The 25545-nt window shown below is 70.4% G+C and carries 21 protein-coding genes and 1 tRNA gene; 12 read left to right on the top strand and 10 right to left on the bottom strand.

The annotated features are described in order from the left end of the window. Nucleotides 1–198 precede the first annotated feature (198 nt). Nucleotides 199–271 (bottom strand) — tRNA-Lys (locus tag ACIBSV_RS19605). A gap of 207 nt (nucleotides 272–478) precedes the next feature. Here ACIBSV_RS19605 and ACIBSV_RS19600 point away from each other — a divergent pair. After that, nucleotides 479–1633 (top strand): NAD(P)-dependent oxidoreductase, encoded by a 1155-nt coding sequence (locus ACIBSV_RS19600; RefSeq protein ID WP_395864581.1) that lies wholly within the window; start codon nucleotides 479–481, stop codon nucleotides 1631–1633. 285 nt (nucleotides 1634–1918) lie between these two features. Here the strand turns inward: ACIBSV_RS19600 and ACIBSV_RS19595 are convergent, their stop codons facing one another. Next, nucleotides 1919–2365: a winged helix-turn-helix transcriptional regulator gene (locus ACIBSV_RS19595; protein ID WP_395864579.1), complete on the bottom strand. Its 447-nt coding sequence runs from the start codon at nucleotides 2363–2365 to the stop codon at nucleotides 1919–1921. Nucleotides 2366–2622: 257 nt separating this feature from the next. On the opposite strand from ACIBSV_RS19595, the gene ACIBSV_RS19590 reads away from it, so the two are divergent. Continuing rightward, complete coding sequence (locus tag ACIBSV_RS19590; protein WP_395864577.1) at nucleotides 2623–3990, top strand: MFS transporter; 1368 nt, start codon at nucleotides 2623–2625, stop codon at nucleotides 3988–3990. Between the two features lie 71 nt (nucleotides 3991–4061). On the opposite strand, the gene ACIBSV_RS19585 is transcribed toward ACIBSV_RS19590, so the two are convergent. Continuing rightward, on the bottom strand, nucleotides 4062–5786 hold the full coding sequence (locus tag ACIBSV_RS19585; protein WP_395864575.1) for an MFS transporter: 1725 nt from the start codon (nucleotides 5784–5786) through the stop codon (nucleotides 4062–4064). Between the two features lie 6 nt (nucleotides 5787–5792). After that, nucleotides 5793–7217: an MFS transporter gene (locus ACIBSV_RS19580; RefSeq protein ID WP_395864573.1), complete on the bottom strand. Its 1425-nt coding sequence runs from the start codon at nucleotides 7215–7217 to the stop codon at nucleotides 5793–5795. Between the two features lie 200 nt (nucleotides 7218–7417). Between ACIBSV_RS19580 and ACIBSV_RS19575 the strand changes: the two genes are divergently transcribed. Further along, on the top strand, nucleotides 7418–8020 hold the full coding sequence (locus ACIBSV_RS19575; protein ID WP_395864571.1) for a CGNR zinc finger domain-containing protein: 603 nt from the start codon (nucleotides 7418–7420) through the stop codon (nucleotides 8018–8020). Between the two features lie 145 nt (nucleotides 8021–8165). Further along, complete coding sequence (locus tag ACIBSV_RS19570; RefSeq protein WP_395864569.1) at nucleotides 8166–8297, top strand: hypothetical protein; 132 nt, start codon at nucleotides 8166–8168, stop codon at nucleotides 8295–8297. 69 nt (nucleotides 8298–8366) lie between these two features. On the opposite strand, the gene ACIBSV_RS19565 is transcribed toward ACIBSV_RS19570, so the two are convergent. Then, the gene (locus ACIBSV_RS19565) at nucleotides 8367–9341 is read right to left on the bottom strand and encodes a helix-turn-helix transcriptional regulator (protein WP_395864567.1); all 975 of its coding nucleotides are present in this window, start codon (nucleotides 9339–9341) and stop codon (nucleotides 8367–8369) included. Between the two features lie 188 nt (nucleotides 9342–9529). Between ACIBSV_RS19565 and ACIBSV_RS19560 the strand changes: the two genes are divergently transcribed. Both ACIBSV_RS19560 and ACIBSV_RS19555 read left to right on the top strand, forming a co-directional pair. Further along, a complete protein-coding gene (locus ACIBSV_RS19560; protein WP_395864565.1) occupies nucleotides 9530–10363 on the top strand; it encodes an NAD(P)H-dependent oxidoreductase in 834 nt (277 codons plus the stop codon). A 269-nt stretch (nucleotides 10364–10632) separates the two neighbouring features. Further along, nucleotides 10633–11808: a macrolide family glycosyltransferase gene (locus ACIBSV_RS19555; RefSeq protein WP_395864563.1), complete on the top strand. Its 1176-nt coding sequence runs from the start codon at nucleotides 10633–10635 to the stop codon at nucleotides 11806–11808. Between the two features lie 20 nt (nucleotides 11809–11828). On the opposite strand, the gene ACIBSV_RS19550 is transcribed toward ACIBSV_RS19555, so the two are convergent. After that, a complete protein-coding gene (locus ACIBSV_RS19550; RefSeq protein ID WP_395864561.1) occupies nucleotides 11829–12257 on the bottom strand; it encodes an SRPBCC family protein in 429 nt (142 codons plus the stop codon). 321 nt (nucleotides 12258–12578) lie between these two features. Between ACIBSV_RS19550 and ACIBSV_RS19545 the strand changes: the two genes are divergently transcribed. Next, on the top strand, nucleotides 12579–13361 hold the full coding sequence (locus tag ACIBSV_RS19545) for a helix-turn-helix domain-containing protein (protein WP_395864559.1): 783 nt from the start codon (nucleotides 12579–12581) through the stop codon (nucleotides 13359–13361). Nucleotides 13362–13599: 238 nt separating this feature from the next. Here ACIBSV_RS19545 and ACIBSV_RS19540 read toward each other — a convergent pair whose 3' ends face one another. Beyond that, nucleotides 13600–14460, bottom strand: coding sequence for an SDR family oxidoreductase (locus tag ACIBSV_RS19540; protein WP_395864557.1), 861 nt, complete (start codon nucleotides 14458–14460; stop codon nucleotides 13600–13602). Nucleotides 14461–14636: 176 nt separating this feature from the next. On the opposite strand from ACIBSV_RS19540, the gene ACIBSV_RS19535 reads away from it, so the two are divergent. Next, nucleotides 14637–15038, top strand: coding sequence for a winged helix-turn-helix transcriptional regulator (locus ACIBSV_RS19535; protein WP_395864555.1), 402 nt, complete (start codon nucleotides 14637–14639; stop codon nucleotides 15036–15038). A gap of 149 nt (nucleotides 15039–15187) precedes the next feature. Here ACIBSV_RS19535 and dnaE read toward each other — a convergent pair whose 3' ends face one another. Then, nucleotides 15188–18736 carry a DNA polymerase III subunit alpha gene (dnaE, locus tag ACIBSV_RS19530; RefSeq protein ID WP_395864553.1) on the bottom strand — a complete coding sequence of 1183 codons (3549 nt, stop codon included), beginning with the start codon at nucleotides 18734–18736 and terminating at the stop codon, nucleotides 15188–15190. Nucleotides 18737–18945: 209 nt separating this feature from the next. Beyond that, nucleotides 18946–19275 carry a DUF2277 domain-containing protein gene (locus ACIBSV_RS19525; protein WP_395864551.1) on the bottom strand — a complete coding sequence of 110 codons (330 nt, stop codon included), beginning with the start codon at nucleotides 19273–19275 and terminating at the stop codon, nucleotides 18946–18948. A 648-nt stretch (nucleotides 19276–19923) separates the two neighbouring features. Between ACIBSV_RS19525 and ACIBSV_RS19520 the strand changes: the two genes are divergently transcribed. Together ACIBSV_RS19520 and ACIBSV_RS19515 are read left to right on the top strand one after the other, a co-directional pair. Next, nucleotides 19924–20916 carry a PP2C family protein-serine/threonine phosphatase gene (locus tag ACIBSV_RS19520; protein WP_395864549.1) on the top strand — a complete coding sequence of 331 codons (993 nt, stop codon included), beginning with the start codon at nucleotides 19924–19926 and terminating at the stop codon, nucleotides 20914–20916. Between the two features lie 356 nt (nucleotides 20917–21272). Then, on the top strand, nucleotides 21273–22499 hold the full coding sequence (locus ACIBSV_RS19515; protein WP_395864547.1) for an LLM class flavin-dependent oxidoreductase: 1227 nt from the start codon (nucleotides 21273–21275) through the stop codon (nucleotides 22497–22499). Nucleotides 22500–22610: 111 nt separating this feature from the next. Here the strand turns inward: ACIBSV_RS19515 and ACIBSV_RS19510 are convergent, their stop codons facing one another. Further along, complete coding sequence (locus tag ACIBSV_RS19510) at nucleotides 22611–23327, bottom strand: DedA family protein (protein WP_395864545.1); 717 nt, start codon at nucleotides 23325–23327, stop codon at nucleotides 22611–22613. 234 nt (nucleotides 23328–23561) lie between these two features. Between ACIBSV_RS19510 and ACIBSV_RS19505 the strand changes: the two genes are divergently transcribed. After that, nucleotides 23562–24098, top strand: coding sequence for a hypothetical protein (locus ACIBSV_RS19505; RefSeq protein WP_395864543.1), 537 nt, complete (start codon nucleotides 23562–23564; stop codon nucleotides 24096–24098). Between the two features lie 81 nt (nucleotides 24099–24179). Continuing rightward, nucleotides 24180–25328 carry a CapA family protein gene (locus ACIBSV_RS19500; RefSeq protein ID WP_395864541.1) on the top strand — a complete coding sequence of 383 codons (1149 nt, stop codon included), beginning with the start codon at nucleotides 24180–24182 and terminating at the stop codon, nucleotides 25326–25328. Nucleotides 25329–25545: the final 217 nt, after the last annotated feature.

Raw genomic sequence — 25545 nt, 5'->3', positions numbered from 1 at the left:
CGCCGCGAAGGCCGTGGTCGAGTCCGCCGAAGACCAAGTCGCCGAGCCGACCGGTGAAGCCCGGCCGCTCCTTTGTGACCTGACACCGGGACGTCCGCTCACGCAAGCGGCCCCGGACCAGAGGTCCAGGGCCGTGAAGAAGACCGCAGCGCGCGATGTTCGTGCTGGTCAGAAGCCTAAAGTCGGCCCTGACGCGGGTGGGCCGTCAGGGGATCGAACCCTGAACCCGCGGATTAAAAGTCCGCTGCTCTGCCAATTGAGCTAACGGCCCGGTTGGGTGCTTGCGGTGTGATCCGCATTTGCCCACCGGCAGAGTACCGGTATCGGATCGAACATGCTGCGAGTATCCCCGGACACGCCGTGACCTGCGGGGATGTAGCGCGAGGGGTCGGGATGCCCGGTCGTCGGTGGGTCGGCTCGATCGAACGGGTCGAAGCGCCCGGCCGTCCGAACCCCTCCGGAACGGAAGGCACTGGATATGGCCGTCAAGCCCGTCGCCCGGATTCTGATCCTGGACTCGGCGCCCGATGAGTTCGTCGCAGACGAGTTGGAGCCGTTGTTGCGGGCGGGTTTCGAGGTGACGCTCAACCTGTGGCGCCTGGCCGACCGGGACGAGATTCGGAGACGGTGGGCGGGGCGGGTCGGGTTTCTTGATGTGGATGGGTTCGACGAGGGGCGGGTTGTCGATGCCGTCGTCGGGGACGGCGTCGGCTTCGATGTGATCAAGACCAGGGCGAATCTGCCGCTGCGGGAGCCGCTCCTGCGGGCCGCAACGGGACCGGGGCTGGATCGGCGGCTTCGGGTGATCGGGCAGGTGGGGGCCGGTACCGACAACATCGACAAGCACGCCGCCGGGGAGAGGGGCGTCGTGGTGACCCATACGCCGGGATTGAACGCCGCCGCCGTCGCGGAGCACGCCCTGGCGATGATCCTCGCGCTGACCAGGAACCTCGTCGCCCTCGACCGGGAGGCCCATCGGGCCCGCTGGCGTCCCGCCCGGATGTCGTTCCCGCCGGAACTGGCCGATCTGACGCTCGGGATCGTCGGACCGGGCCGGAGCGGGACGGAACTCGCGTGGCGTGCCCGGGCGCTCGGCATGGGCGTCACCGCCTTCGGATCACCGCGGTTCACCCCTGCCATGGCGCGGGAGGCCGGCATGGGGTTCGCGGCCTCGCTCGACGAACTGCTCGCCGGCGTCGATGTGCTCTCCCTGCACTGCCCGCTCTCCGAGGCGACGAGGGATCTGATCGGGGATCGGGAACTCGGTTTGATGCGCCCGGGGGCGATCCTGGTCAACGTCAGCCGTGGCGGCGTCGTCGACGAGGAGGCGTTGGCGCGGGCGCTCCGTGACGACGCGGCACCCCTGGCGGCTGCCGCGGTCGACGTCTTCGCCCTCGAACACGGCCGGTTCGCCTCACCACTGACGGGTCTCCCCAACGCGGTTCTCACGCCTCATGTCGCGGGCATGACCGGCACCGCGATCAGACGAGCGGCACGCACCCTCTCGGAGAACATCGTCGCGCTGATCGCAGGCCATCCGGAGGAAGTCCCGGTGGCCACGGCCCATCCGGAGGAAGTCCCGGTGGCCACGGCCCATCCGGAGGGAGTCCCGGTGGCCACGATCGAAGGATGACGACGTTTGGCCGACGCTCGAGCGCGATCGTCAGGACGCCTCCCGCCCCGGCTATCGCCGCGTCGCCGGTGGGCCCGCGCGGCCCTGATGTCGAGCGCGCTGGTCATGGGGCTCGACGGGGCCGCGATCATCGGGGTCTCGACCGCGGTGATGCGGCACCGGGCGGATCACGACGGCGGCGACGACCCGGTCGAGTCGTACGACCTCCACCTGGGCATCCTCACCCGCGGCCCGCGGCCCGCGGCCCGCGGTTCCGACCGGCCCGGTTCAGCGGCCGGCTCCGGCTCACAGGTCGGCGGAGGCCAATCGGGCGTCGGCGTCGGCGCGTGCGTCGTACTCGGCCCGGGCCCGTGCGATCTGTTCCTGGTGCTCCTCGGTCCAGGTGATCAGGGACCGGATCGTGGTGTGCAGCGTCGTGCCCATCGGGGTGAGCGCGTAGTCCACCCGCGGCGGGACCACCGGGTACACGGTGCGCCGCACCAGACCGTCGCGTTCGAGCTGACGCAGTGTCACGGTGAGCATGCGCTGGCTGATCCCGTCGATCGCCCGGCGCAGCTCGGTGAAGCGCAGTGTGCGGCTCTCCAGGATCGCGATCACCAGGAGCGACCACTTGTCGGCGACCCGGTCCAGGATCTGGCGTACCTCGCACCCTTCGCGGACGTCCCACTGATGCGCGTCGTAGTCGTGGTTACTCGTGCAGAGGGTCGGTTCCTTCGAAGTGCCTTCTTCCATGGGAGACGATGCTGCCCAAGGATGGGGGTGGTTACAAGAGGGAACCGGGTTCGTTCGGATAACCGACCTCCCGGAGCCTCGACCCCACCTCACCCGTGTCCAGCGTCCCCAGGGGCTGCCGCATGTCCGCATCCACGTCCTCGTCCACCGCTTCCGCCTCGTCCACTCCCTCCGTCCCACCCGCCTTCCTCCCGGCACCGAGCGAGGCGGGCTCGCCGAGAGCACCGCACACGCCGGCGGAGAACGACGCAGGACGGATGGGTGCCCGCGCGTGGGGCATGTTGATCGTGCTGTGTGGCGCGATCTTCCTGGAGGGCATCGACGTCGCGATGCTCAACGTGGCGCTGCCGACCATCCGCGAGGACCTGGGCATGTCCACCGGTGCGGTCAGCTGGGTGATGAGCGCGTACGTGCTCGCCTACGCCGGTTTCATGCTCCTGGGCGGGCGCACCGCCGATCTGCTCGGCCGGCGGCGGATGTTCCTCTTCTGGTTGACCGTGTTCCTGGTCTTCTCCGGTCTGGGCGGGTTCGCCACCGAGGGCTGGATGCTGATCGTCGCGCGCTTCGTGACCGGCGCCTCGGCCGCCTTCATGACTCCGGCCGGTCTGGCCATCATCACCACGAGCTTCCCCGAGGGGCCGCAGCGCAACCGGGCGCTGCTGTTCTACGCGGGCACCGCGGCGGGTGGCTTCTCACTGGGCCTGGTGATCGGCGGCCTGTTGACCGCGATCGACTGGCGTCTGGTGTTCTTCGTACCGGTCGTGCTGGCCGCGGTGATCCTGGTGGTGGCGTCGGCGCTGATCCCCAAGGACGGCCGACCCGAGCGCAACGGTCAGGGCTTCGACGTCGCGGGCGCGATCAGCGTGACCGGCTCGATGTTGTTGCTGGTGTACGGCGTGGTCCGGCTGGAGCACCCGGCACACGGCTGGGGCTGGACGATCGCGGTCTTCGCGGGCGGGATCGCGCTGCTGGTCGTGTTCGTGGCCGCCGAACGGCGGGCCGGCACGCCGCTGGTGCGGCTCGGCATCCTGCGCTCGGGCGCGCTGGTGCGGGCCAATCTGGGCGCGATGTTGTTCGCGGGCTCGTTCTTCGGCTTCCAGTTCGTCGCGGTGTTCTACCTCCAGGAGGTACGCGGCTGGTCGACCCTGGAGACCAGCTTCGCACTGCTGGCGGTCGGCGTGGACGCGGTGCTCGCGCCGACGGTGACGCCGCGGTTGGTCGATCGGTTCGGCAACCTGCGGGTGATCCTGGGCGGGATGTTGCTGGCCGCGCTCGCGTACGCGCTGTTCCTGTCGATCGACGCGGACACCTCGTACGCGGCGATGTTCCCGACGATGTTGTTGCTCGGGCTCGCCTTCTCGCTGGCGTACGGGCCGCTCACGATCACCGCGACGGACGGCATCGAGGAGGACGAGCAGGGTCTGGCCGGCGGACTGCTGTACACCGCCTTCCAGTTCGGCGCTGCGCTGGGCCTGTCCGCCGTGACGGCGGTGCTGGCCGGCGCGGGCGGCTCGGAACTGGACGGCTTCCGGACGGCGTTGCTCGTGCCGCTGGCGGGCGTGCTGCTGGGCGCGGTGGTCACCACGTTCGGTCTGCGCGGGCGGGCACGGGTGCCGGTCGGCTAGGTCCTGTCCGGCCGCGGGGTTTCGGGCACGGTGCCGCTCGCCGAGCGTACGGATCGGCGAGCGGCACCGCGTCACGCCGACGTGGAGGTCGAGAGCGTGGCGGTGGTGGTGGCGGCGGTCGCGGGTGCGGGTACGTGCCGTGCGGTCACGCCGCCCGCGTGCTTGGACCGGCGCACACCGATCATCAGCACGGTGATCGCGGCTGCCACGAACATCCCCACCCCCGCGATGGTCATGCACAGGTGCAGCGCGTCCGCGAAGCTCTCGCCGACGGCGGACAGTGCCTTTTCGGTGGCCTCGGGGGCCAGGCCCAGATGGCCGGCCGCCGAGACGCCGTCGGCGGAGACCGCCGCGTCGACGTGGTCGCGGTCGGTGGCGGACAGGCCCGAGCCGGCCAGGTGGTCCGGCAGGACCGCGACGATCCGGCTGGTCAGCACCGCGCCCAGGACGGCCGGGCCGAGCGCGCCGCCGAGTTGGCGCTGGGTGTTGTTGCCCGCACTGGCCATGCCCGCCAGGTGGTGCGGCACGCTGGTCACCGCGACCGAGGTGATCGGCGTCATCACGAACGTGAAGCCCACCCCGATCACCGCGAGCGGTCCGACCGGCGCGGCGAATCCGGTGTCCGGTTCCAGGGTGTTCAGGGTCAGCATGCCGATGCCGGTGATCACCAGCCCGGCGGTGAGCAGGGCGCCGGAGGCGATCCGGCCCATCAACCGGCCGACGATCGGGCCGATCAGCACGGTGAGCCCGTTGATGAGCAGGAACCGGTAGGCGATCTCGAGCGCGCTCGGCCGCTGGACGTTGCCGAAGAACAGGCTGCGCGAGAAGACGATCCCGACCAGGCCGAACATGGTGAGCATGGTGACCACACCGGCGCCGGTGAACGCGCGCGAGGAGAACAGCCTGAGCGACAACATCGGGGTCGCCGAGCGGTGCTCGATCACGATGAACGCGGCCAGGCCCAGCACCGCGAGCGCGAACGCGGCCAGGACCGGGCCGTCGGTCCAGCCGATCGTGCCGCCCTCGATCACGCCGTAGATCAGGCCGGTGATCGCGATGATCGCGGCGATCTGGCCCGGGACGTCGATCGCCCGGCCGTGCGGCGACCGGGAGTCCTCCAGGAGGATCGCCGCGACCAGGACGCCGATCAGGCAGACCAGCACGATCGGCGCGAAGATCCATCGCCACGAGGCGTGTTCGAGGATGATCCCGCTCAGCAGCGGGCCCAGCGACAGGCCCAGGCCCAGGGACGCGGCCCACGCGGAGATGGCCTTGGCGCGGGCCCGGAAGTCCGGATAGGCGTGGCTGATCAGCGCCAGGCTGGAGGTGAGCAGGGCCGCGCCGCCCGCGCCGGACAGTGCCTGGCCCACCCAGACCTGGGTGACGCTGTGCGCGGTGAGGTTGGTGGCCGAGCCGATCGCGAGCAGGGCGAGGCCGGCCGGGAACGCCTTCTTGCGCCCGTACAGGTCGCCGATCAGGCAGAAGGTCAGGCTCAGTGCCGCCATCGGCAGGATGAAGGTGTCGCTGATCCACTGGAGATCGCTGGTGGACGCGTGCAACCCGCGCGCGATGGTGGGCAGGGACACCGCCACCCCGCCGATCGGCACGTACGAGGCGAACACGCCCAGACAGGCGAGCACGACGGTGAGCGCGGGGCGGGCCACGGCCGAGGTCGGCGGCGAACTCGCGGAGGACATGGGCGTGTAGACGGGATCGGCCGGGACCGCCGCGCGGCGGATGTCTCGCGGATCGGTCGGGGCCGACCGGCTCGCGGCGTCACCCGCACCGGGCGTCACCTGGTGTCACCCGGCGTCGGCCGAATCGGGCATGCGCAGCGCGGGAGCCAGCCGTTCCTCCGTGACGGCGATCAGGAACACCGGGATCGTCGCCGCCGCGGCGAGCGCGAACACCAGGAACGCGGCGCGTACCCCGAACCACTGCGCGAGGACGCCGATCAGGCCCGCGCCGACCGGCAGCGCACCCCAGCCGAGCAGCCGGGAGGCACCGCTGTACCGGCCCATCATGTGCTCGGGAACCAGGTTCTGACCGATCAGCCGGTAGTTCACCGACCACAGCGTGCCGCCCATGCCGCCGACGAAGGCCGCGCCGGCCACCGCCCACAGGTCGGTGGTCACCGCCGGCACCGCCATCATCGCCACGGTGCCGATCAGGTCGGCGAGCAGCACCCGACGGTGGCCGATCAGTCGGTTGAGCCGGCCGACGAGCACCGCGCCGAGCAGGCCGCCGACGCCCAGCGCGCTCAGCACGACCCCGTACTCGCGGGTGGACAGGTGCATCAGGTCGTGCGCGACCAGCGGCATCAGAGCCAGCCAGGCGCCCCAGCTCGCGAACAGCACGGTGAGGATGAGCGACATCGTGCGCAGCAGGCGATCGCGCCAGAGGAAGCCCAGACCGGCGCCGATCTGCCGACCGATGGACTCGGCGGCGACACCGGCTCCGGGCGTACCGGTCGACGGCTCGCCCGCAGCGTCGTCCGCGCCCGGGTCGGCCCGGCGTACGGCCCGGAAGCGGCCGGTGAGCAGGAGCAGCAGCAGGCTCGCGGCGAGGTAGGCGACCCAGGTCGCACCGAGCGCGAGGCCGGTGCCGGCGGCGAGCAGCAGGCCGCCCACGAACGGTCCGGCGAATTCGTTGGCGGCCGTCTCGACACCGGTGATCAGCGCGTTGGCGCGTTCCCGGTCCGCGCGCGGCACGATCGCCGGGATCAGTGCCGAGGTCGAGGTCAGCGCGATCACCTCGGCCACGCCCAGGACCAGCCCGCCGATCGCGAGCACGGCGACGGTGACCCGGCCGGCGAGCACGATCGTGATCAGCCCGCCGATGGCGAGCAACCGCAGCCCGTCGGCCAGCCACAACAACCTGCGCCGATCGGCGCGGTCCACCAGTACGCCGACGGGCAGCGCGAACAGCAGCCACGGCAGGGTCAGGGTCAGCGAGACCAGGGAGATCAGCGCCGGGGAATCGGTACTGCGGGTGGCCAGCACCGGCAGCGCGATCTTGGTGATCCCGTCCGCCAGGTTGGTGACGAGGGTGAAGGCCAGCAGGACGGCGGTGTTCCGGGTGCCGGGCGGGCTCGGCGCCGGGCTCGGCTCGGGCTTCGGTCGCGGCGTGGGCTTCGGCTCGGGCTCGGGCTTCGCAGGAGCCGGCCGGTTGCGGTCCCGCTCGCGTTTCGGGGCGGTCGGCACGGTTCGGACGTTCTGCGGGGCCATCGCATGTCCTAACTACCCAAAGGCTTTCACCGGTTAGTGCGCCGCGTCGATGGTGACATCGGCACGCACGACACGTCAACCGGTAAACTCGATAGCCGGTTAGCGCGGCGGTAGACTGGTGCCCGGGCCGCACCGAGGTCGCGACGCGCCGCGAACGCGGCCCGGCCCGACCGGACCCGACGCGCACCATGGAGGCCCCGATGCTCGAAGCACCCGCTTCGGCAGTGCTGATCCAGGCGTTCGTGAACACTGTCGACGTCGAACTCGGTACGGACGAACTGGTCACGCCGTCCCGACTCGGCGCGTGGCTGGTCGCCTGGGAACTGCTCGACCCCCGTGCCGGGCTCGGCCAGGCGGACCTCGACGCGGCGCTACGACTGCGCGCCGGCCTGCGGGAGAGGCTCGGTGTACCGGTCGGTGACGTGCCCGATCCGCAATCGCTCCGGCAGGCCGACGAGGTGCTGCGCGCCCTGCCGGTGGTGTTCGAGTTGGGCACCGGCGAGCCACCCGGGCGCTTCGTACCGAGTCCGGAACTGCCACCGTTGGAAGGGGCGTTGGCCCGACTCGCGATCGCCTGGGGCGACCTGGTCGGCACCGGCGAGTCGACCCGGCTCAAACGCTGCCCGGAGCACGCTTGCGCGTGGGTGTTCTGGGACGTGTCCAAGAACCGCAGCCGACGCTGGTGCTCGATGCGCGTCTGCGGAAACCGCACCAAGGCCCGCCGCTACGCGGCCAAGCACGCGCCGTCGCCTCGAAAGCAGGACGCGGTGGACGTGGAGCCGATCGGTCCTGCGGGCTCTTGATCTGAAGTTCGGTTGAAGTTGCAGGCTGGTCCCATGACTACGACCGATGGCAATGGACCGGTACGGGAAGTCGAGATCGCGGCGATCAAGCGGGTGATCGCAACGCTCGAACACGCACATCCGCCCCGACGTCGCGGCGGTCAAGGTGCACGCCCAGTACCTGACGCTCGACGGTCGGCCCACCGGGAACCCGGGCACGCCGCTCTATGTCATGGCGAAGGAGGCGGGACGCCGGCTCTTGGTCGCCTGCCAGAACACGGAGATCCTCGACGTGTGAGCCGAGACGGACCGGCGGTGCGGGTGGCGGTGCGGATGGGCGGGCGTACGGTCCGCCGGTTCGTGTGCTTCACCCGATCGAAGGGCTGAGCGCCTCCGTCGCGGGTGTCGCGTCTTCGGCCGACGCCGAGGCTGTCGCCGATGCCGATGCCGTGATGGTGGCCAGTTCGGCGAGGGCCCGGGCGTCCGGGCTGTGTTCGGGGGCGCAGAAGATGTGGATTTCCAGGCCGGTCTCGCCGGACGGGACGGGTACCCGCAACGTCTCGTAGTCCAGGTGCATCAGGCCGACCCGCGGGTGTCGCACCTGTTTGCGGCCCGCCGAGCACATCAGCACCTTGCCGGTCGCCCAGATCCGCCGGAAGTCGGCGCTGTGCGCGGACAGTTCGGTGATCAGCTCGGCCAGTTCCGGATCGCCCGGGTAGAGCCCGGCGGCGACTCGGAGCTGGCCCACCGCGTCGCCCGCCCGCTCCTCCCACTCGGGGAAGACGACTCGGGAGCCGGGGTCGAGGAAGAAGTACCGGGCGTTGTTCGGATCCCGGTGGCCCGGGTCGGCCAGGCCGCCGACCAGCTCGGCGCCCAGGTCGTTCCAGGCCACCACGTCCAGGCGATGGTTCGTCACGAAGGCCGGCAACCGGGTCATCGAGTCCAGCACCTGTTGCAGCAGCGGGCTGACCCGGGTCGCGGGCGCCGGATCGCGCCTGGCGGCGGTCAGCGTGGTGAGGTGCCGGCGCTCGGCCGCGTCGAGGCCGAGCGCCCTGGCGAGCGCGTCCAGCACCTCGGGGGAGGGCTGGGTGGCCCGGCCCTGTTCGAGCCGGACGTAGTAGTCCACGCTGATCCCGGCGAGCTGGGCCAGCTCCTCGCGACGCAGCCCGCGTACCCGCCGTCGGCCGCCGCCGACGAGTCCGACGTTCTCCGGGGCGATCCGCTCGCGGCGAGCGCGCAGGAAGCCGCCGAGCGCGCGCCGGGTGTCGCCGACGCCGTCGACGGCCCCCGAGGTGCGGTTCTCGATGTCGTCGGTGCGTTCGGTGCGGTTCACGCCGTTCATGTGGTCCAGTATGCGTGGCCCTTGCGGCGCCCGGGCGGTGCGTGCGTGGCCCGGCGCACCGGCGCCGCGTCTCGTCCCGTCTGCCGTGCCCTGCCGTCCCGTTCCTGGTCTTCGGAATACCAGGAACGCCATTCCGCCGGTTGAACCGGGTACTGGCTGCCCCGGCGCGTCCGGGAGAGCGTTGCGTCATGACCGAAACCACGTCGCAGTCGCACCAGCACCAGCACCGGCAGCAGTCCGGCCGGACCGAGGAGCCGAAGAAGATCCTCGTCGTCAGCGCCCACCCGGAACCCCGGTCGCTCAACGCCGCCTTGGCCGCCTTCGCGGTCGACGAACTGCGCGCCGCGGGCCACGAGGTGCGGGTGTCGGACCTCTACGCGATGAAGTGGAAGGCGAGTGTGGACACCGACGACTTCCCGAGCCGGGACCCGGAACAACGGTTCGCGGTGATGGCCGACTCGGAGCAGGCCACGCTGGCCGGGCGCCTGGCGGCGGACATCGCCGTCGAGCAGGAGAAGGTGCGCTGGTCGGACGCGGTGATCCTGCAGTTCCCGATGTGGTGGTTCTCGGTGCCCGCGATCATGAAGGGCTGGATCGACCGGGTGTTCACCGCCGGATTCGGCTACGGTCCGGCGGTCCCGCCGCCGTACAGCGAAGGCGCGCTGGCCGGGCGGCGTGCGCTGGTGTCGGTGACGGCCGGTGCCCGGGAGTCGGCGTTCTCCGACCGGGGTATCCACGGGCGGTTGGCGGATCTGCTGTACCCGGTGCAGCACGGCCTGTTCTGGTTCGCCGGCATGACGCCGCTGGAACCGTTCGCGGTGTTCGGCGCGCACGACGTGTCGGAGGAGCGGTTCGAGGCGGCGAAGCTGGAGTTCGGGCGACGCCTCGAAGGGCTCTTCACCGACGAGCCGGTCGCGTTCCGGTCGCTGGTCGGTGGCGACTACGACCACGACATGCGGCTGCTGCCGGGTGTCGAGGTGCCGGGGACGACCGGGACGGATCTGCACGTCCGGCCCGCGTGACCCGGACGGCCGCCCACGCGGTTACCCGGGTCGACCTCGGCCTGCATGCGACTCCACGCGGCAGGATGAGTGTGATCCGGAAAGTCGGTTGGTCGGTGCCGAGTGCTCGGGATATCGTCGAGGGATGTACTTCCTTCAGTTCTACGGCTGACACCGGCGAGGGCCGTGCCCTCGATCGGCCCGCACCGGGTGGCGCCCGCATCGTGCGCCGACGCCCGGGTGGTCGGGCTGCCGTGTCCACCCGCCGTAGATCCGAAACGAGAACTCCCATGTCACGTCGCCGTGCGCACATCGCGATGATCGGCATCCCCGCCGTCAGCCATGTCCTGCCCAGCCTCGAAGTCATCCGCGAACTGGCCGATCGCGGCCACCGCGTCAGCTACGCCAACGACCCCGCCGTCGCCGAACTGATCGCGCCGACCGGCGCCGAGTTCGTGCCGTACCGCTCCACGCTGCCGGTCGCCGACAACGACTGGCCGGCCGATGCGATCGCCGCGATGGGTGTGTTCCTGGACGACGCGATCCAGGCGCTGCCGCAACTGCGCGCGGCGTACGACCACGACCCGGCGGACCTCTACCTCTACGACATCGGCGCGTACGCCGCCCGCGCGCTGGCCGAGCGTCAGGACCGGCCGATCGTGCAACTGTCGCCGACGTACGTGGCCTGGCGCGGGTACGAGGACGAAGTGCTGCCCGGAATGAAGCAGTTGCCGGGCGCGGACGCGTATTGGGCGCGCTTCGCCGCCTGGCTGGCGGAAGCCGGTGCGACCACCACGGACGTGGACACGTTCGGTGGACGGCCGCGCCGGGTGGTGGCCACCGTCGCGCGCGCGATGCAGCCGAACGCGGAACTCGTGGACCCGGACGTGGTCGACTTCGTCGGCCCGTGCCTGGGCCGCCGTGAGGATCAGGGGGAATGGGCCCGCCCGGTCGGCGCGGAGCGGGTGCTGCTGATCTCGCTGGGCTCGGCCTTCACCCGACAGCCGGAGTTCTACCGGCGGTGCCTCGCCGCCTTCGGCGACCTGCCGGGGTGGCACGTGGTGCTCCAGATCGGCCGGCACACCGACCCGGCGGACCTCGGCGTACTCCCGGCCAACGTGGAACTGCACTCCTGGGTGCCGCAGTTGGCCATTCTGCGGCAGGCCGACGCGTTCGTCACGCACGCGGGGATGGGCGGCAGCGGCGAAGGGCTGATCACCGGTGTGCCGATGATCGCCGTACCGCAGGGCGTCGACCAGTTCGGCAACGCGGATCGGCTGGTCGAGCTGGGCGTGGCCCGCCGCCTGGACACCGAGGACGCCACGCCGGAAGCCCTGCGCGGCGCGCTCCTCGCGCTGACCTCGGACCCGGAGGTGGCCGCGCGCTCCGCCGGACTGCGGGCCGATGCCCTCGCGGAGGGCGGTACCCGTCGCGCGGCCGACCTGATCGAGGCCGAACTGGGCTGAATCGGGGCGGCCGGCCGGGCTCAACCCGCCCGGCCGGCCGCCTTGGCCAGGTCCTCCATGGTGAGCTTGATCAGGTCCGCGCCGTACGCCATCGCCTGCCGCATCGGCTCCACGACACCGTCGGGAAGTACGTCGCGGGTCCAACTGAAGACGCAGCGGCCCTCGGCCGTCGGCCGCACCCGCATGGTCGCCCGGTCGTGGGTGGGCGTGACACTGCCGCCGGTCACCGCATAGGTGAAGCTGCGCTCCTCGGCATCGAGCTCGATCAGGCGCTCGCGGGCGGTCATGCCGTTGGCGAAGGTGACGAACCGTGTGCCCGGCTCCTCCAGCCGGCTGTCCACGACGAACCCGGGAGCCATCCGCACCGGCCCCGTCTCGAACTCGCCGATGATCGCCCAGACGTCATCGGCGTCGGCTTCGACGATGCGCTCTTCTTGGATGCGCGTCACGGCAATCCTCCGGTCCGAATCGAAACATCAAAGGCGCGATACACGCCCACTACGAGCCTGCCGCCCACGCGCCCCCGGGTCTTGAACATCCTTGCGTGGACCACGCGGGGTGGCCGGGGGCGATGTGCGGCGGGGCGAGCACGGGCGTGGAGTTCGGGTGAAGGCGGGTCGCGGGTGGAGCGGAGCGGGCGCCGGCCCGAGCGGGGTGGCGGTGGCGTGCCGTGCGGCCGACGCGGGGGTGCTGTCGGGGGGCGGGCGTAGCGTGGAGGTGTGTTGTCCGTGGTGGATGTTGTCGATCGGCCCGCGTTTGTGGTGAGTGCGGTGCGGTGCCGGAGTGACCATCGGGACTGGACATCGCCCGAGGAGCGTGACGACCACCGGATCGTGCTGGTGCGCAGTGGCCGATTTCGGCGTTGGGTCGACGGTGTCGACGTCGACCTGGATCCGACCGTCGGCTATGTCGGCGTCCCGAAGCAGGAGGAGCGTTTCGCGCACCCCGCCGGTGGCGACGTGTGTACGTCCGTGCGGGTCGCGCCGGAACTGTGGGCGGACGCGGCGGGCGAGCCGGGTCGCGGCCCCGCGTGCTCGGCGCTGTACGTCGACGCGGCGCTCGACCTCGCGCACCGGCGGTGTCTGTCGGCCGCCGAGGACGGCGATGTCGACTACGCGCTGGCCGAACAGGTGCTGACCCTGATTCGGTGCGCGGTCGACCGGATGGCGGCGCGACCGCGTCCGGTCGAGTCGGCGCCCGACGACCGGCGGCTGGTCGCGGCGGCGCGCGAGGCGATCACGACCGGCGACGCCGCCTCCGGCGCGTTGCTCTCGCTGGCCCAGTCGATCGGGGTGTCACCGTTCCGGCTGAGTCGGGTGTTCTCCCGGGAGATGGGTGTTTCGATCACCCGATACCGGAACCGGGTTCGGCTCGGTTCGGTGTTGGATCGGTTGGAGGCCGGTGAGGTCGGCTTGGCCGTACTCGCCGTCGACCTCGGTTTCGCCGACCAGGCGCACCTTTCCCGGACCGTGCGGAAGGAACTCGGGTACACCCCCACCGCGCTCCGGCGATTGCTCGCCCCGGCGGCGCCGGGGGAGACGCTCACCCGGTGAAGCGGCGGTGTCGCCGGCGGGCACCGATGCGTATGCGCTCGTGGTGTCCCCGCAGTCGGTCGGGCGGGACCGGACGCGGGTGCCGAGGGCGGGTACCCGGCGCGGTTTCCATCCGGTGGAGCACGTGGGGAGGCGCCGCGCCGCCCGAAGCGCCGAGAGCGCCCGAAGCGCCCCGGGCGTCGGCTTGCCGCCGTGCTCGGGGCGCTTGCTGTCGGGAGGCGTCGGAACGGGTGCGCGGTCAGCCCTTGAGCGCGAGCGCGACCGTGTCCGCGAGCGGCGTGGTCGGGCGACCCAGCAGGCCGGACAGGTCGCCGGTGACGCCGGCGAGCGCGCCGTCGGAGATCTGGACGTCGGCGTCCACGATCAGCTCGACGAGGAACGGCGGGAGGCCGACGCCGTTGAGTATCTCGGTGTACTGCTCGGCCGGCAGGTTCACGTACGCGATCTCCTTGCCGCTCTGCTTCGCCGCCTCGGCGGCCAGCTCGGCCAGGCTCCAGTTGTGGTCGCCGGTGAGTTCGTACACCTTCCCGGCCTGGTCGTCGCTGCGCAGCACGACGGCCGCGGCCTCGGCGAAGTCGGCGCGCGAGGCGGACGCGATCCGGCCCTCGCCTGCGGAGCCGGCGACCGCGCCGCGCTCGACGGCGCCGGCCAGCGAGCCGGTGTAGTTCTCGGTGTACCAGCCGTTGCGCAGCAGCACGGCGGGCAGGCCGGTGGCCGCGATCCGCGCCTCGGTGTCGCGGTGCACCCGGGACAGGCCCAGCGGGCTCTCGCTCGCGGCGTAGATGGAGGTGTAGATCAACTGTCCGACCCGCGCCTCGGCGGCGGCGGCGACCACGGCGGTGTGCTGGGCGATCCGGTCCGCCTCTGGACCGTTGCTGGACACGAACAGCAGCTTGTCCGCGCCGGTGAAGGCCGGCACGAGGGTCTCCGGCCGTTCGTAGTCCGCCTCGCGCACCTCGACCCCGCGGGTGGCGAGGTCGGCGGCCTTGGCCGGCGTACGTACCGCGGCGACGATCTCCGAGGCGGGGGTGCCGCGCTCCAGCAGGGCGTCGATGACGAGGCGGCCGAACTGCCCGGTGGCTCCGGTGACGACGATCATGGCGAGCTTCCTCTCTTCCGCGCCGAACCCGTCGTCCGGCCGCTGTCCAAACGATTGCACTAACTTTTCGAAAGCGCAAGCGTCAGGAAAGTGCAGCACTTTCGAAAGTGCTGACTCGGAGGTAGCCTCAAGGCATGCAGACGCAGCCGCAGACGCACACGACGAAGGGGGCAGCGATGGAAACCGAGACCGAGACCGGGCCGGACCCGACCCCCGAGTTCGAGTTCGACGTGTTCGCGAAGGCGTGTGTCTCGCGTGCGGCCATGGAGCACATCACCGGCCGCTGGGGCGTGCTGGTCCTGGGCGGGCTGTACGACGGCCCGATGCGCTTCAACGCGCTGCGCCGCAGGGTCGACGGGGTCAGCGAGAAGATGCTGGCGCAGACCTTGCAGGCGCTGGAGCGGGACGGCTTCGTGCTCCGAGAGGTGCACAGCGCGATCCCGCCCCGGGTGGAGTACACGCTCACCGAACTGGGCGCCGCGACGGCGGCCAAGCTGCTCGACCTGATCAAGCACCTGGAGGGCCACATGGCGCAGGTGCTGATCGCGCGCGAGGAGTACGACCGCACGCACACCTGAGCACCCCGCGCCCGGTCGCCGGTCGCGGAGACGATCGAGGGATCCGCGGACAGAGCCGAGGGTCGGCGGAGACGGCCGAGGGGTCGGGAGCACGAGGGTTACGCTCGTGCTCCCGACCCCTCGGTCGGTCCGGTCCGTTCGGGACCGGCTCAGATGCTCCAGACCCCCGCGCCCAGCATCGACTTGATCTCGCCGGCGAGGCCGCCCTCGGGGTTGACCCGGAAGTCCAGGTTGTAGCGGGTGCGCATGCGCGCGCTCTCCAGGATCAGGTGCACCGGGTTGTCCCCGGGGTGTGAGGAGAGCACCCGCTTGATGTCCTTCACCAGCTTCTCGTTGACCTTGGTGGTGGGCAGCCGCAGGCACACCGGGGCCTTGCCGCCGTGTTCGGCCGAGCCGATGTCGAGCGGGACCAGTTCGGAGCCGAACACGCTCAGCGCGCCGTCGCGTTCGTTGAGCCGGCCCTTGATACTGACCGCGACGTCCTCCTCCAGCGCGTGCGCGACCAGCGTGTACGACTGCGGGAAGAACAACACCTCGATCTCGCCGTCGTGGTCGGCGAGGTTGATCATCGCCCACGGCGAACCGCTCTTGTTGACCTTGCGTTGGATGCCGGTGATCAGGCCCGCCAACTGCACCTGGCCCTCGGTCCGGCCCGAGTTCTTCAGCTCGGTGATCGAGGTGTCGCGGTGTCGGGACAGGATGTGCTCGGCGCCGTCGAGCGGATGCGCGGAGACGTACAGGCCGAGCATCTCGCGCTCGGTGGCCAGCTTGAGCTTGCGCGGCCACTCCTGGTCGGTGAGCGTGAAGTCCAGCCCGACGGCCGGTTCCGCGGCGGCCTCGTCGCCGCCGCCGAACAGGTCGTACTGACCCGCCGCCTCCTGCTTCTTCAGGCCCACCACCGCGTCCAGGGCCTGTTCGTGGACGTCCACCAGGGCCCGGCGGGTGTGCCCGAGCGCGTCGAACGACCCGGCCTTGACCAGTGATTCCACCGCGCGCTTGTTGCACGCGGGCAGGCCGATCTTGGTCAGGAAGTCGGCGAACGAGTTGAACTTCCCCTTGCTCGTACGCGCTTCGACGATGTCGTTGATCACGTTGTCGCCCACGTTGCGGATCGCCCGCAGGCCGAATCGCACGTCGGAGCCGACGGCGGTGAAGTCGGCCACGGACTCGTTGACGTCCGGCGAGAGCACCCGGATGCCGGCCGACCTGGCGTCGGCCAGGTACATGCCCATCTTGTCCTTTTCATCGCCCACCGAGGTGAGCAGCGCGGCCATGTACTCGGCGGGGAAGTTCGCCTTGAGATAGGCCGTTTGGTACGACACCAGGCCGTACGCGGCCGAGTGCGACTTGTTGAACGCGTAGCCGGCGAACGGGACCAGTACGTCCCACACCGCCTGGATCGCCTCGTCGCCGTAGCCGCGTTCGCGACAACCCGCCTGGAACGGGATGAACTCCTTCTCCAGGACTTCCTTCTTCTTCTTGCCCATCGCCCGGCGCAGCAGGTCGGCCTGGCCGAGGCTGTAGCCGGCCAACACCTGCGCGGCACGCTGCACCTGCTCCTGATACACGATCAGACCGTAGGTGGGGCCCAGCACTTCGTTGAGCGGCTTCTCCAACTCCGGGTGAATGGGCGTGATCTCCTGCTGCCCGTTCTTGCGGAGTGCGTAGTTGATGTGCGAGTTCATGCCCATCGGACCGGGCCGGTACAGCGCGGAGACGGCGGAGATGTCCTCGAACTCGGTGGGCTTCATCAGCTTGAGCAGCGCGCGCATGGGGCCGCCATCGAGCTGGAACACGCCCAACGTGTCGCCCCGGGACAGCAGCTCGAACGTGGTCGGGTCGTCGAGCGGGATCTTCTCGATGTCGACGTCGACACCCCGGTTGGCCTTGATGATCTTGATGGCGTGATCGATGATGCCCAGGTTCCGCAGACCCAGGAAGTCCATCTTGACCAGACCCATCGCCTCACACGACGGGTAGTCGAAGCCGGTGATGATCACGCCGTCCTTGTCCCGCCGGTGCAGCGGGATCAGGTCGATCAGCGGCGTCGAGGACAGGATGACCGCGGCGGCGTGCACACCGGTGCCGCGGGTCAGGCCCTCGATGCCGCGCGCGGTGTCGATCACCATCTTCACTTCGGGGTCGGACTCGTACAGCGCGCGGATCTCGCCGGCCTCGGTGTAGCGCGCGTGGTCCTTGTCGAACATGCCCGCCAGCGGCATCGACTTGCCCATGATGTCCGGCGGGTACGCCTTGGTGATGCGGTCGCCGGTGGCGAACGGGAAGCCCAGGATCCGGCTGGAGTCCTTGATCGCGGCCTTGGCCTTGATCGTGCCGAAGGTGTTGACCTGTGCGGTGTAGGCGGAGCCGTACTTCTCGGTGACGTAGCGCACCATCTGGTCGCGCTGGCGGTCGTCGAAGTCGATGTCGACGTCCGGCGGGTTGATGCGCTCGGGGTTGAGGAAGCGCTCGAACAGCAGGTCGTAGTCGAGCGGATTCAGGCCGGTGATGCCGGTGAGGTAGGCGACCATCGATCCGGCCGCCGAGCCGCGGCCGGGGCCGACGGGGATGCCGTTGTCCCGGGCGTACTGGCAGATGTCGGCGACCACGAGGAAGTAGGAGTCGAAGCCCATGGGCGTGATCACGCCCATCTCCAACTCGATCCGGTCCAGCACCTCCTGGCTCGGGTTGTCGCCGAACCGGTGCTTGAGGCCCGCGGCGATCTTCTTGCGCAGGTACGTCGCCTGCGTCTCGCCCTCCGGGACGTCGAACTGCGGCATCCGGTTGACCTCGGCGAACACCTCGTCGTAGGGCAGGATGCGCTCGGCGATCGCGAGGGTGTTGTCGCAGGACTCGGGCACCTCGGCGAACAGCCGGCGCATCTCGTCGGAGGTCTTGATGTAGTAGCCGGTGCCGGCGAACTTGAACCGGTTCGGGTCGGCCTTGTTCTTGCCCACGCCCACACACAGCAGCGAGTCGTGCGCGTCGGCCTGGTCCTCGGTGACGTAGTGCGAGTCGTTGGTGGCCAGGAGCGGGATGCTCAGTTCCTTGGCGATCCGCAGCAGGTCCTGACGCACGGTGCGCTCGATGTCGAGGCCGTGGTCCATCAGTTCCAGGAAGTAGTTCTCCTTGCCGAAGATGTCCTGGTACGCCGAGGCCGCCTTGATCGCCTCGTCGTACTGGCCCAGGCGCAGCCGGGTCTGCACCTCGCCGGACGGGCAGCCGGTGGTGGCGATGATGCCCTCGTGGTGCTGCGCGATCAGCTCGCGGTCCATCCGGGGCTTCATGTAGTAGCCCTCGATGGACGCCAGGCTGGAGAGCCGGAACAGGTTGCGCAGGCCCTGGGCGTTCTCCGCCCACATCGTCATGTGGGTGTACCGGCCGCCACCGGAGACGTCCTTGCCGCCCTCGCCGTCCTCGCTCGGGGCGCGCTTGCCGCCGGGTGCCCAGAACTCGGGGCGGCGGGCGTGCCGGGTGCTGGGGGCGACGTACGCCTCGATGCCGATGATCGGCTTGACGCCGTGCTTCTTGGACGTGCCCTGGAACTCGTAGGCGCCGAACATGTTGCCGTGGTCGCTCATGGCCACCGCCGGCATGCCCTGGCGGGCCACCTCGGCGAACAGCTTGTCGTTCTTCGCCGCTCCGTCCAGCATCGAGTACTCGGTGTGGACATGCAGGTGAACGAACGAGTCAGACACGGTGTGTGAGGCTCCTCGAAGGGGGCGGCGGGGACCATCCACCATAACGCGGCGGAGGCCGGCAACCGGGTGTCCGAGGCGGGTGTCCACGCCTGTCGGCGAAGGCTTTTCCGAGTCGTTTCCGACCCGTATCCGAGTGGCCCCGGAGTGGCCCGCGAAGTGGTCTGTGCGGTGGTTCGGCGGGGTTTGGTGGGGGTTCGCGAAGGGGGTCAGCGGGCGTCGGCGGGCTCCTCGGCGGGAGCGTGGGGGTGCGGGTGGGTGTGCGCTCGGGCGGCTTCGGCGGCGGCGTGTGCGGCGGCTTCGCGGCGGCGTAGCGGGGGGAGGGTGGGCGGTGGTTGGCGGCGCTCGGGGAGCTCGGCGAGCAGCACCTTCGTGGCCTCGGCGATCGCGGCGACGGCGCGCTCGACGGCCTCCTCGGTGCGGGTCGACGTGGTCTGCACGCCACCTACTTTGCGGACGTATTGACGGGCGGCGGCTTCGATCTCCACGTCGGTGGCGGCGGGGTCGAGTCCGCGGAGCGTCGTGATGTTTCGGCACATACCTTTCAGGCTAGGCGGGGTGGCTGACACGCACGCGGCGCGCGCGGCGCTGCCGTTGCCGGTGGGCGTGGGTTGTGGGGCGGGCGGCCTGCCTTGTCCTCAAGCGCCGGACGGGCTGGGGTGGGTTGCGGCCTGCTTGTCCTCAGGCGCCGGGCGGGCTGGGGTGACTGCCTGTCGTCGTGGGCTTGCGGGCCTGCGGCTTGCTTTGTCCTCAAGCGCCGGACGGGCTGGGGTGGGTTGCGGCCTGCTTGTCTTCGGGCGCCGGGCGGGCTGGGGTGGCTGCCCGTTGTCGTGGGCTTGCGGGCCTGCGGCTTGCTTTGTCCTCAAGCGCCGGACGGGCTGGAGTGGGTTGTGGCCTGCTTGTCCTCGGGCGCCGGGTGGGCTGGGGTGGGTTGCGGCCTGCTTGTCCTCGGGCGCCGGGCGGGCTGGGTTGGGTTGCGGCCTGCTTGTCCTCAGTGCAGGGCGGGTTGGGTTGTGGCCTGCTTGTCCTCGAGTGCAGGGCGGGTTGGGTTGGGTTGTGGGCCGGTTGTCGTCGAGCGCTGGGCGGGTCGGGTGCGGGGTTCGGGTGGGTGTTCGGCGCAGTGGCCGTTGCCTTGGGGGGGTTTGGGCGTTGGGACTTGTGTCGGTCGGGTGTGAGGAGGAGGGCGCATGGGTGCGGTCGGTGCGGAGCCCGGGCGGTTGTTGGTTTCGTCGGGGACACGTGACCACCGCTACGATCCGGCGACCGCCTGGCGGGTGTACCAGGGCGAGGACGGCAGCCTCACGGTCAGCACGGACGCGTGGCAGGAGGAGTCGCACACGCTGATGGCGATCCGTACCGACTGGTACGCCGACGCCGCGGCGGCCTCCGCGGCGGGCGGGATGCCGCCGGACGTGGCCGGCCGGGTCACTCGCGCGCTGGGCACCGAGCCGGTCCCGCCACCGCCGTACCGCGACTTCGCCGAGGCGTTTCGCGCGGGCGTGACGCCGTCCCACCCGGAGCCGGTCGCCGGCTTGGAGTTGGCCGTGCGGCACCGGCCCGCGCAGGACGAGTTCGGCGTGGGCGGCGACTGGTACGACGTGTTCACGCTGGACGACGGCCAGGTCGCGCTGGTGGTCGGCGACGTCCAGGGTCACGGCGCGGGCACGGCGCCGATCATGGCCAGGATCCGCACCCTGCTGCACGCGTACGCGGTGGTCACCCCGGACCCCGGCCGGACGCTCGCCCTGGTGAACGACTTCCTGGACCGGTTCCCCGGCCCGGCCTACGCCACCTGCACGCTGGCCTACCTGGACCCGGCCACCGGCAGCCTCCGGGTCGCGCGTGCCGCGCACCCGCCGCTGCTGCTCGCGGATCCGGCCGGCACGCCGCGGATCGAGGACGTCGAGGGCGGGCTGCCGCTGGGCATGCTGGCCGATCAGGGCTATCCGTGCACGACGCTGACCGTGGCCCCGGGGGAGACCCTGGTGCTGGTCACCGACGGGCTCGTCGAGGGACCGCAGTTGTCCTTGGATCGGGGTATGGAACGGCTCGCGCACCGCTTCGAGCGCAGCCGGGGCCTGGATCTGGAGGCGACCGCCGAGCGCCTGTTCGGGCTTGCCGACCTGACCGGTCATCGGGACGACGTGACCTTGTTGTTGGCGCGTACCAAGGCGGTTTGAACGCGCCCCATTTCGCCCGTCGAAACGATCTTGCCCTAAAAGCGCGGCGGTGATTGTCGACCACCCTTCGATTTCGGGCCGGTCGGTGTTTTCCGGTGCGTTCATCGGGGCGCTTCCGCGCGGTCGCAGCAGGGGTGTCGCGGGCCACAAAGGGCCGTTCCGCTGGATCTTCGGCCTTTGCCGCGAGAGGATCTGACTATGCGTCAGCTCGATGTCCCGGGCGGCGCCTGACATCTGACGTGACGTTAGCCACGTGTAAACAAAGTTCCGGCCGACGCTCGCATACTGTCCCGTACGCAGACCTCATACAGGCGTACGCAGCGCTGGTTGAACCAGGCGATTTTGGGAGGCTCCACGTGGAGTTCGGCATCTTCCTGAACGGGTACACCCCCGGTCCGGCCGCTCACGATCGCGCGAGCGAGCACCTCGTGCTCATGCGCGAGATGGAATTGGCCATCAAGGCCGACAAGCACAACTGGAAGTACGCCTGGTTCGGCGAGCACCACGGTCTGGTCGAGTACAGCCACATGTCGGCCCCCGAGGTCGTCATCGGCTACGTCGCGGCGAAGACCGAGCGGATCCACCTGGCGACCGGCATCAACAGCCTGTCGCCGCGCAAGGAGCACCCGGTCCGCTACGCGGAGCGCGCCGCGATGATGGACCACATCACCGAGGGCCGCTTCGAGTGGGGCACCGGTCGTGGTGCGGGTAGCCACGAGATGGCCTCGTTCAACATCATGGACAAGAACTCGACGAAGACCGAGTGGGACGAGGTCGTTCGCGAGATCCCCCGAATGTGGGCGCAGACGGACTACACGTTCGAGGGCGACCACTTCACCGTGCCGACCCCGCACGACATCCACCCGAAGCCGTACGGCGAGTCGCACCCGCCGATCTGGGTCGCCTGCGGCAACCCGGCAACCTTCGGCAAGGCCGGCTCGATGGGCATCGGCGCGATCGCGTTCAACTTCGAACCGGTCCACAACCTCAAGGGCCGCATCGAGGCATACAAGGAAGCCGCCGAGAACCCGGTCGAGATCATCGGCGACTACCAGAACAACAACGTGATGATGACGAACGCCGTCATCTGTCTGTCCGACCGCAAGCGCGCCCGCGAGATCGCGCTCAGCAAGGGTCGCGGCTACCTGGTCACCCTGGTGAACCTGTACCACGACACCATGCCGAAGTCGGCGGACGCGATCACCTGGCCGTCGCCCACGTTCGACCTCTCGATGGGCGGCGACGAGCTGCTCGACGAGCTGATCAAGGGCGGCTACATGCTCGTCGGCACCCCCGACGAGGTGTGCGAGCAGGTCGAGGCGTACCAGAACGTGGGCTGTGACCAGCTCGTCTTCGGTATCAACGACGGCATGACGCACGAGGAGAACCTCGAGATGATCGAGCTCTTCGGCGACAAGGTCATCCCCGCGTTCGACAAGGACCCGGAGCACTCGACCACCAAGTACCGCCGTACCGCGGTGCCCAAGTTCGGTCGCTTCCAGGGCGCGGGCCCGGACCCCGACCTCAAGGTCGAGGTGCTCCCGACGAGCGCGGTCCTGCCGCTCCCGTACCCCTCGGCGTAACGCGAGCAGCACGCGGGCGGAACCAGGCGACACGCACCAGGCCATCGGGGCATCCCGGTGGCCTCGTGCGTTTCGGCACCGGGTCGCCACATGCCGCGGCGCACGGGCGGATCAGCGCGCCGGTGGGTCCACCGGGCGGGTTCGCGCCGTGTGAGGTTCGAGCTCCTCGGGCGCGTCGTCGTCGGGACGCCCGTCCCCGTCGTCTCCGGCACGGCGTCGCCTGCGGCGGTTGCGGGCGGCGAGGACGCGGCGGACGACCTCGACCAGCGCGGCGATCACCGCGGCGGTGGCCAGGCCCGCGCCGATGCCCTTGATCGGGCTGTCCTTGAAGGCGGTCCCGCCCCAGAAACCCAGCATCACGCCGTAGATCGCCCAGGTCAGGCCCGCGATCGCGGTGAACACCCGAAATCGCGCGATCGGATACTCGACCATGCCGGCGACCAGCGAGATCGCGGTCCGACCGCCGGGGATGTACCGGCCGACCACGATCATCGCGCCGCCGCGTTCGGCCAACCAGCGTTCCGCCTGCTTGCGGGCCCGTCGGCCGCGCTCGCCGTTCAGCATGTGCCGGTTCGCGAACGGTTCGGCCCACCGGCCGATCGCGTAGGTGATGTTGTCGCCGAGGAAGGCGCCGATCGCGCCGGCCAGGATGAGCAGGAAGAGGTTGGGCGACCAGCCCGTGACGGTGGCGAAAACACCGCACGCGATCAGCGAGCTCTCGCTCGGCAGGATCGGCAACATCGCGTCCAGGAGCGCGGTGAGGAAGACGATCAGGTAGGCCCACGGCGAACCCGCGAAGGACATGATCGGGTCGAACCACGCGTCCACGCGCACTCCCTCCTTGTCGTCCGGTGGCGGTCCGCGACCGGTTGGCCGATGCCTCGCTCGATCGGTCGGTCCGGCCGTCTGTTCGGCGGCTACCCGTCGAACCCGGAAACAAGGCACCGTGCGCCGATCGGTCGAACGTCTGTCAGGCTTGATCCCTTCGGCTCGGCCCCTCGATCGACGCGGGTCGTGCGACGCGAAGCATTCGAAGCAGACGAACAACGCGAGGGACGTGGCATGGACGCCGTTCACGAAGGCCTGGACGCCGTGCGGGCGGAGCTGGTCGGCCTCGATCGCCCCGTGGTGCGCCTGTTGGAGCCGGGTCTGCCGGCAGAGGCGGTCCGTACCCGGGTGGGCGCCGAGGTGCCCGCCGAACTGGTCTCCTGGTTCGGCTGGGCGGACGGCACCCGCGAGGAGCCGGACCAGTTGGTGGACGAGGCGTCGTTCATACCGGGCTACGTGCTGGTCAGCCTGGCCGAGGCGCTGGAGTTTCGCGAGGAGGTCGAGATGGACCAGCCGGAGGGCGTGCAGTGGCTGCCGCTGCTGGTGTCGCCGGCCGCCGACTTCTACGCGGCGGTCTGGGACGGCGCGGACGTCCAGGTGGCGAGCTACGTGCAGGGCGCGGATGAGCCGATGGTGTACGCGTCGATCCCGCTGATGTTGCGCACGGTCACCGAGAGCTTCCGGACCGGGGCCTTCGAGGTGGACGAAGAGGGCTACTTCGACATGCACCCCGAGCTGTGCGACCGGGTCTATGAGGCCCTGAACGGCTGATGCGTGGCACGCGGACGAGGTAATCCTCGTCACGCCACGGCGCACGTACGGGCGCGTACGTCGCTGGGCTACCTTGTCCGCGTGTCTATACCCCGCCGCCGGACCGTCGCGCTCGGCCTCGTTCCGCTGCTGATCGCCGGTCTGGCCTCGTGCGGACTGCTCTCCGACTCCGGCGACTCGTCGGGCAGGACGAAGAACGCCTCGGACGCCGATCCCGTGGTCGGCAGGCCCGACCCCTCGGGGGCTCCGGGCACCGGCTCCGCGCCGCCGCCGGCCGCGGCCGCGCCCGGGACGGAGATCACCGTCGCGCTCGCGGGCGACGTGCACTTCTTCGAACGCACCCAGTCGCGGCTGAACGCCGGCACCGAGGGCGCGCTGGGCCCGATCGGCAAGACGCTCGCGGAGGCCGACCTGGCGATGCTCAACCTGGAGAGCGCGATCACCGAGCGGGGCACGCCGGAGAACAAGACGTACCACTTCCGGGCCCCGGCCAAGGCGCTGACCGAGCTCCAGTCGACCGGCATAGACGTGGTCAGCATGGCCAACAACCACGCCGTGGACTACGGCAAGGTCGGCCTGGAGGACTCGATCGCCGCGGTGCGGAACCCGCCGATCGGCGTGGTCGGCATCGGCAAGGACGCCGAGCAGGCGTACCGCCCGTTCGTCAAGAACGTGAAGGGCGTCAAGGTCGCGTTCCTGGCCGCGAGCCAGGTGCAGGACATCACCAACCAGCTCTACCAGGCGGGCAACGCCAAGCCCGGGATAGCCACCGCGTTGCAGACCGACCGCCTGGTGCGCGCGGTGCGGGAGGCGAAGGCACAGGCGGACGTGGTGATCGTGTACATGCACTGGGGCATCGAGGGCGACAAGTGCCCGAGCGCGGACCAGAAGAGCGTGACGCGCAAGCTCGCGGACGCGGGCGCGGCGGCGGTGTTGGGCACGCACGCGCACGTGATGCAGGGCGCGGGCTGGCTGGGTGACACGTATGTGGGCTACGGCTACGGCAACTTCCTGTGGTACGGCACGTCGCCGTACCCGAACTCGAACGACACCGGCGTGGCGACCCTGACCATCAAGGACGGCAAGGTCGTCGGCGAGAAGTTCACCCCGGCCTCGATCGACAAGCGCGGCGTGCCGATGCCGGTGACCGGTGCCGAGTCCAGGCGCATCCTGGACCGCCGGGAGACGTTGCGGCCGTGCACGGGGTTGACCGCGGCGCCGAAGAAGTAGCGCGGGACTCGGGCGTTCCGCGGGCGTGCGGGGCGATGTCGGCCGGCTCGGGACCGGGTCGAGATCGCGGGGGTGTTGGTAGATTGCCGGGCATGTTCCTCCTCTGTGCGTAGGACCGCTCCGGCCGAGCCGCCGTCGACGGGGTCGGTCGTTCGAGCGTCCACGCAGGTTTTCGGTGCGGCCGGGTCGCGCCGACTTCGCGGAGGAATCCCGACAC

It is taken from the genome of Embleya sp. NPDC050154 (genome assembly GCF_044460165.1).
Classification (GTDB): domain Bacteria; phylum Actinomycetota; class Actinomycetes; order Streptomycetales; family Streptomycetaceae; genus Embleya.
Note: the sequence above shows the minus strand (reverse complement) of the source record. Positions and strands in the feature narration are given on the sequence as shown.

Coding starts and splice junctions, on each gene's coding strand:
- ACIBSV_RS19600 (WP_395864581.1), top strand. CDS start 479: ATGGCCGTCAAGCCCGTCGCCCGGATTCTGATCCTGGACTCGGCGCCC.
- ACIBSV_RS19595 (WP_395864579.1), bottom strand. CDS start 2,365: ATGGAAGAAGGCACTTCGAAGGAACCGACCCTCTGCACGAGTAACCAC.
- ACIBSV_RS19590 (WP_395864577.1), top strand. CDS start 2,623: ATGGGTGCCCGCGCGTGGGGCATGTTGATCGTGCTGTGTGGCGCGATC.
- ACIBSV_RS19580 (WP_395864573.1), bottom strand. CDS start 7,217: ATGGCCCCGCAGAACGTCCGAACCGTGCCGACCGCCCCGAAACGCGAG.
- ACIBSV_RS19575 (WP_395864571.1), top strand. CDS start 7,418: ATGCTCGAAGCACCCGCTTCGGCAGTGCTGATCCAGGCGTTCGTGAAC.
- ACIBSV_RS19565 (WP_395864567.1), bottom strand. CDS start 9,341: ATGAACGGCGTGAACCGCACCGAACGCACCGACGACATCGAGAACCGC.
- ACIBSV_RS19560 (WP_395864565.1), top strand. CDS start 9,530: ATGACCGAAACCACGTCGCAGTCGCACCAGCACCAGCACCGGCAGCAG.
- ACIBSV_RS19555 (WP_395864563.1), top strand. CDS start 10,633: ATGTCACGTCGCCGTGCGCACATCGCGATGATCGGCATCCCCGCCGTC.
- ACIBSV_RS19540 (WP_395864557.1), bottom strand. CDS start 14,460: ATGATCGTCGTCACCGGAGCCACCGGGCAGTTCGGCCGCCTCGTCATC.
- ACIBSV_RS19535 (WP_395864555.1), top strand. CDS start 14,637: ATGGAAACCGAGACCGAGACCGGGCCGGACCCGACCCCCGAGTTCGAG.
- ACIBSV_RS19525 (WP_395864551.1), bottom strand. CDS start 19,275: ATGTGCCGAAACATCACGACGCTCCGCGGACTCGACCCCGCCGCCACC.
- ACIBSV_RS19520 (WP_395864549.1), top strand. CDS start 19,924: ATGGGTGCGGTCGGTGCGGAGCCCGGGCGGTTGTTGGTTTCGTCGGGG.
- ACIBSV_RS19505 (WP_395864543.1), top strand. CDS start 23,562: ATGGACGCCGTTCACGAAGGCCTGGACGCCGTGCGGGCGGAGCTGGTC.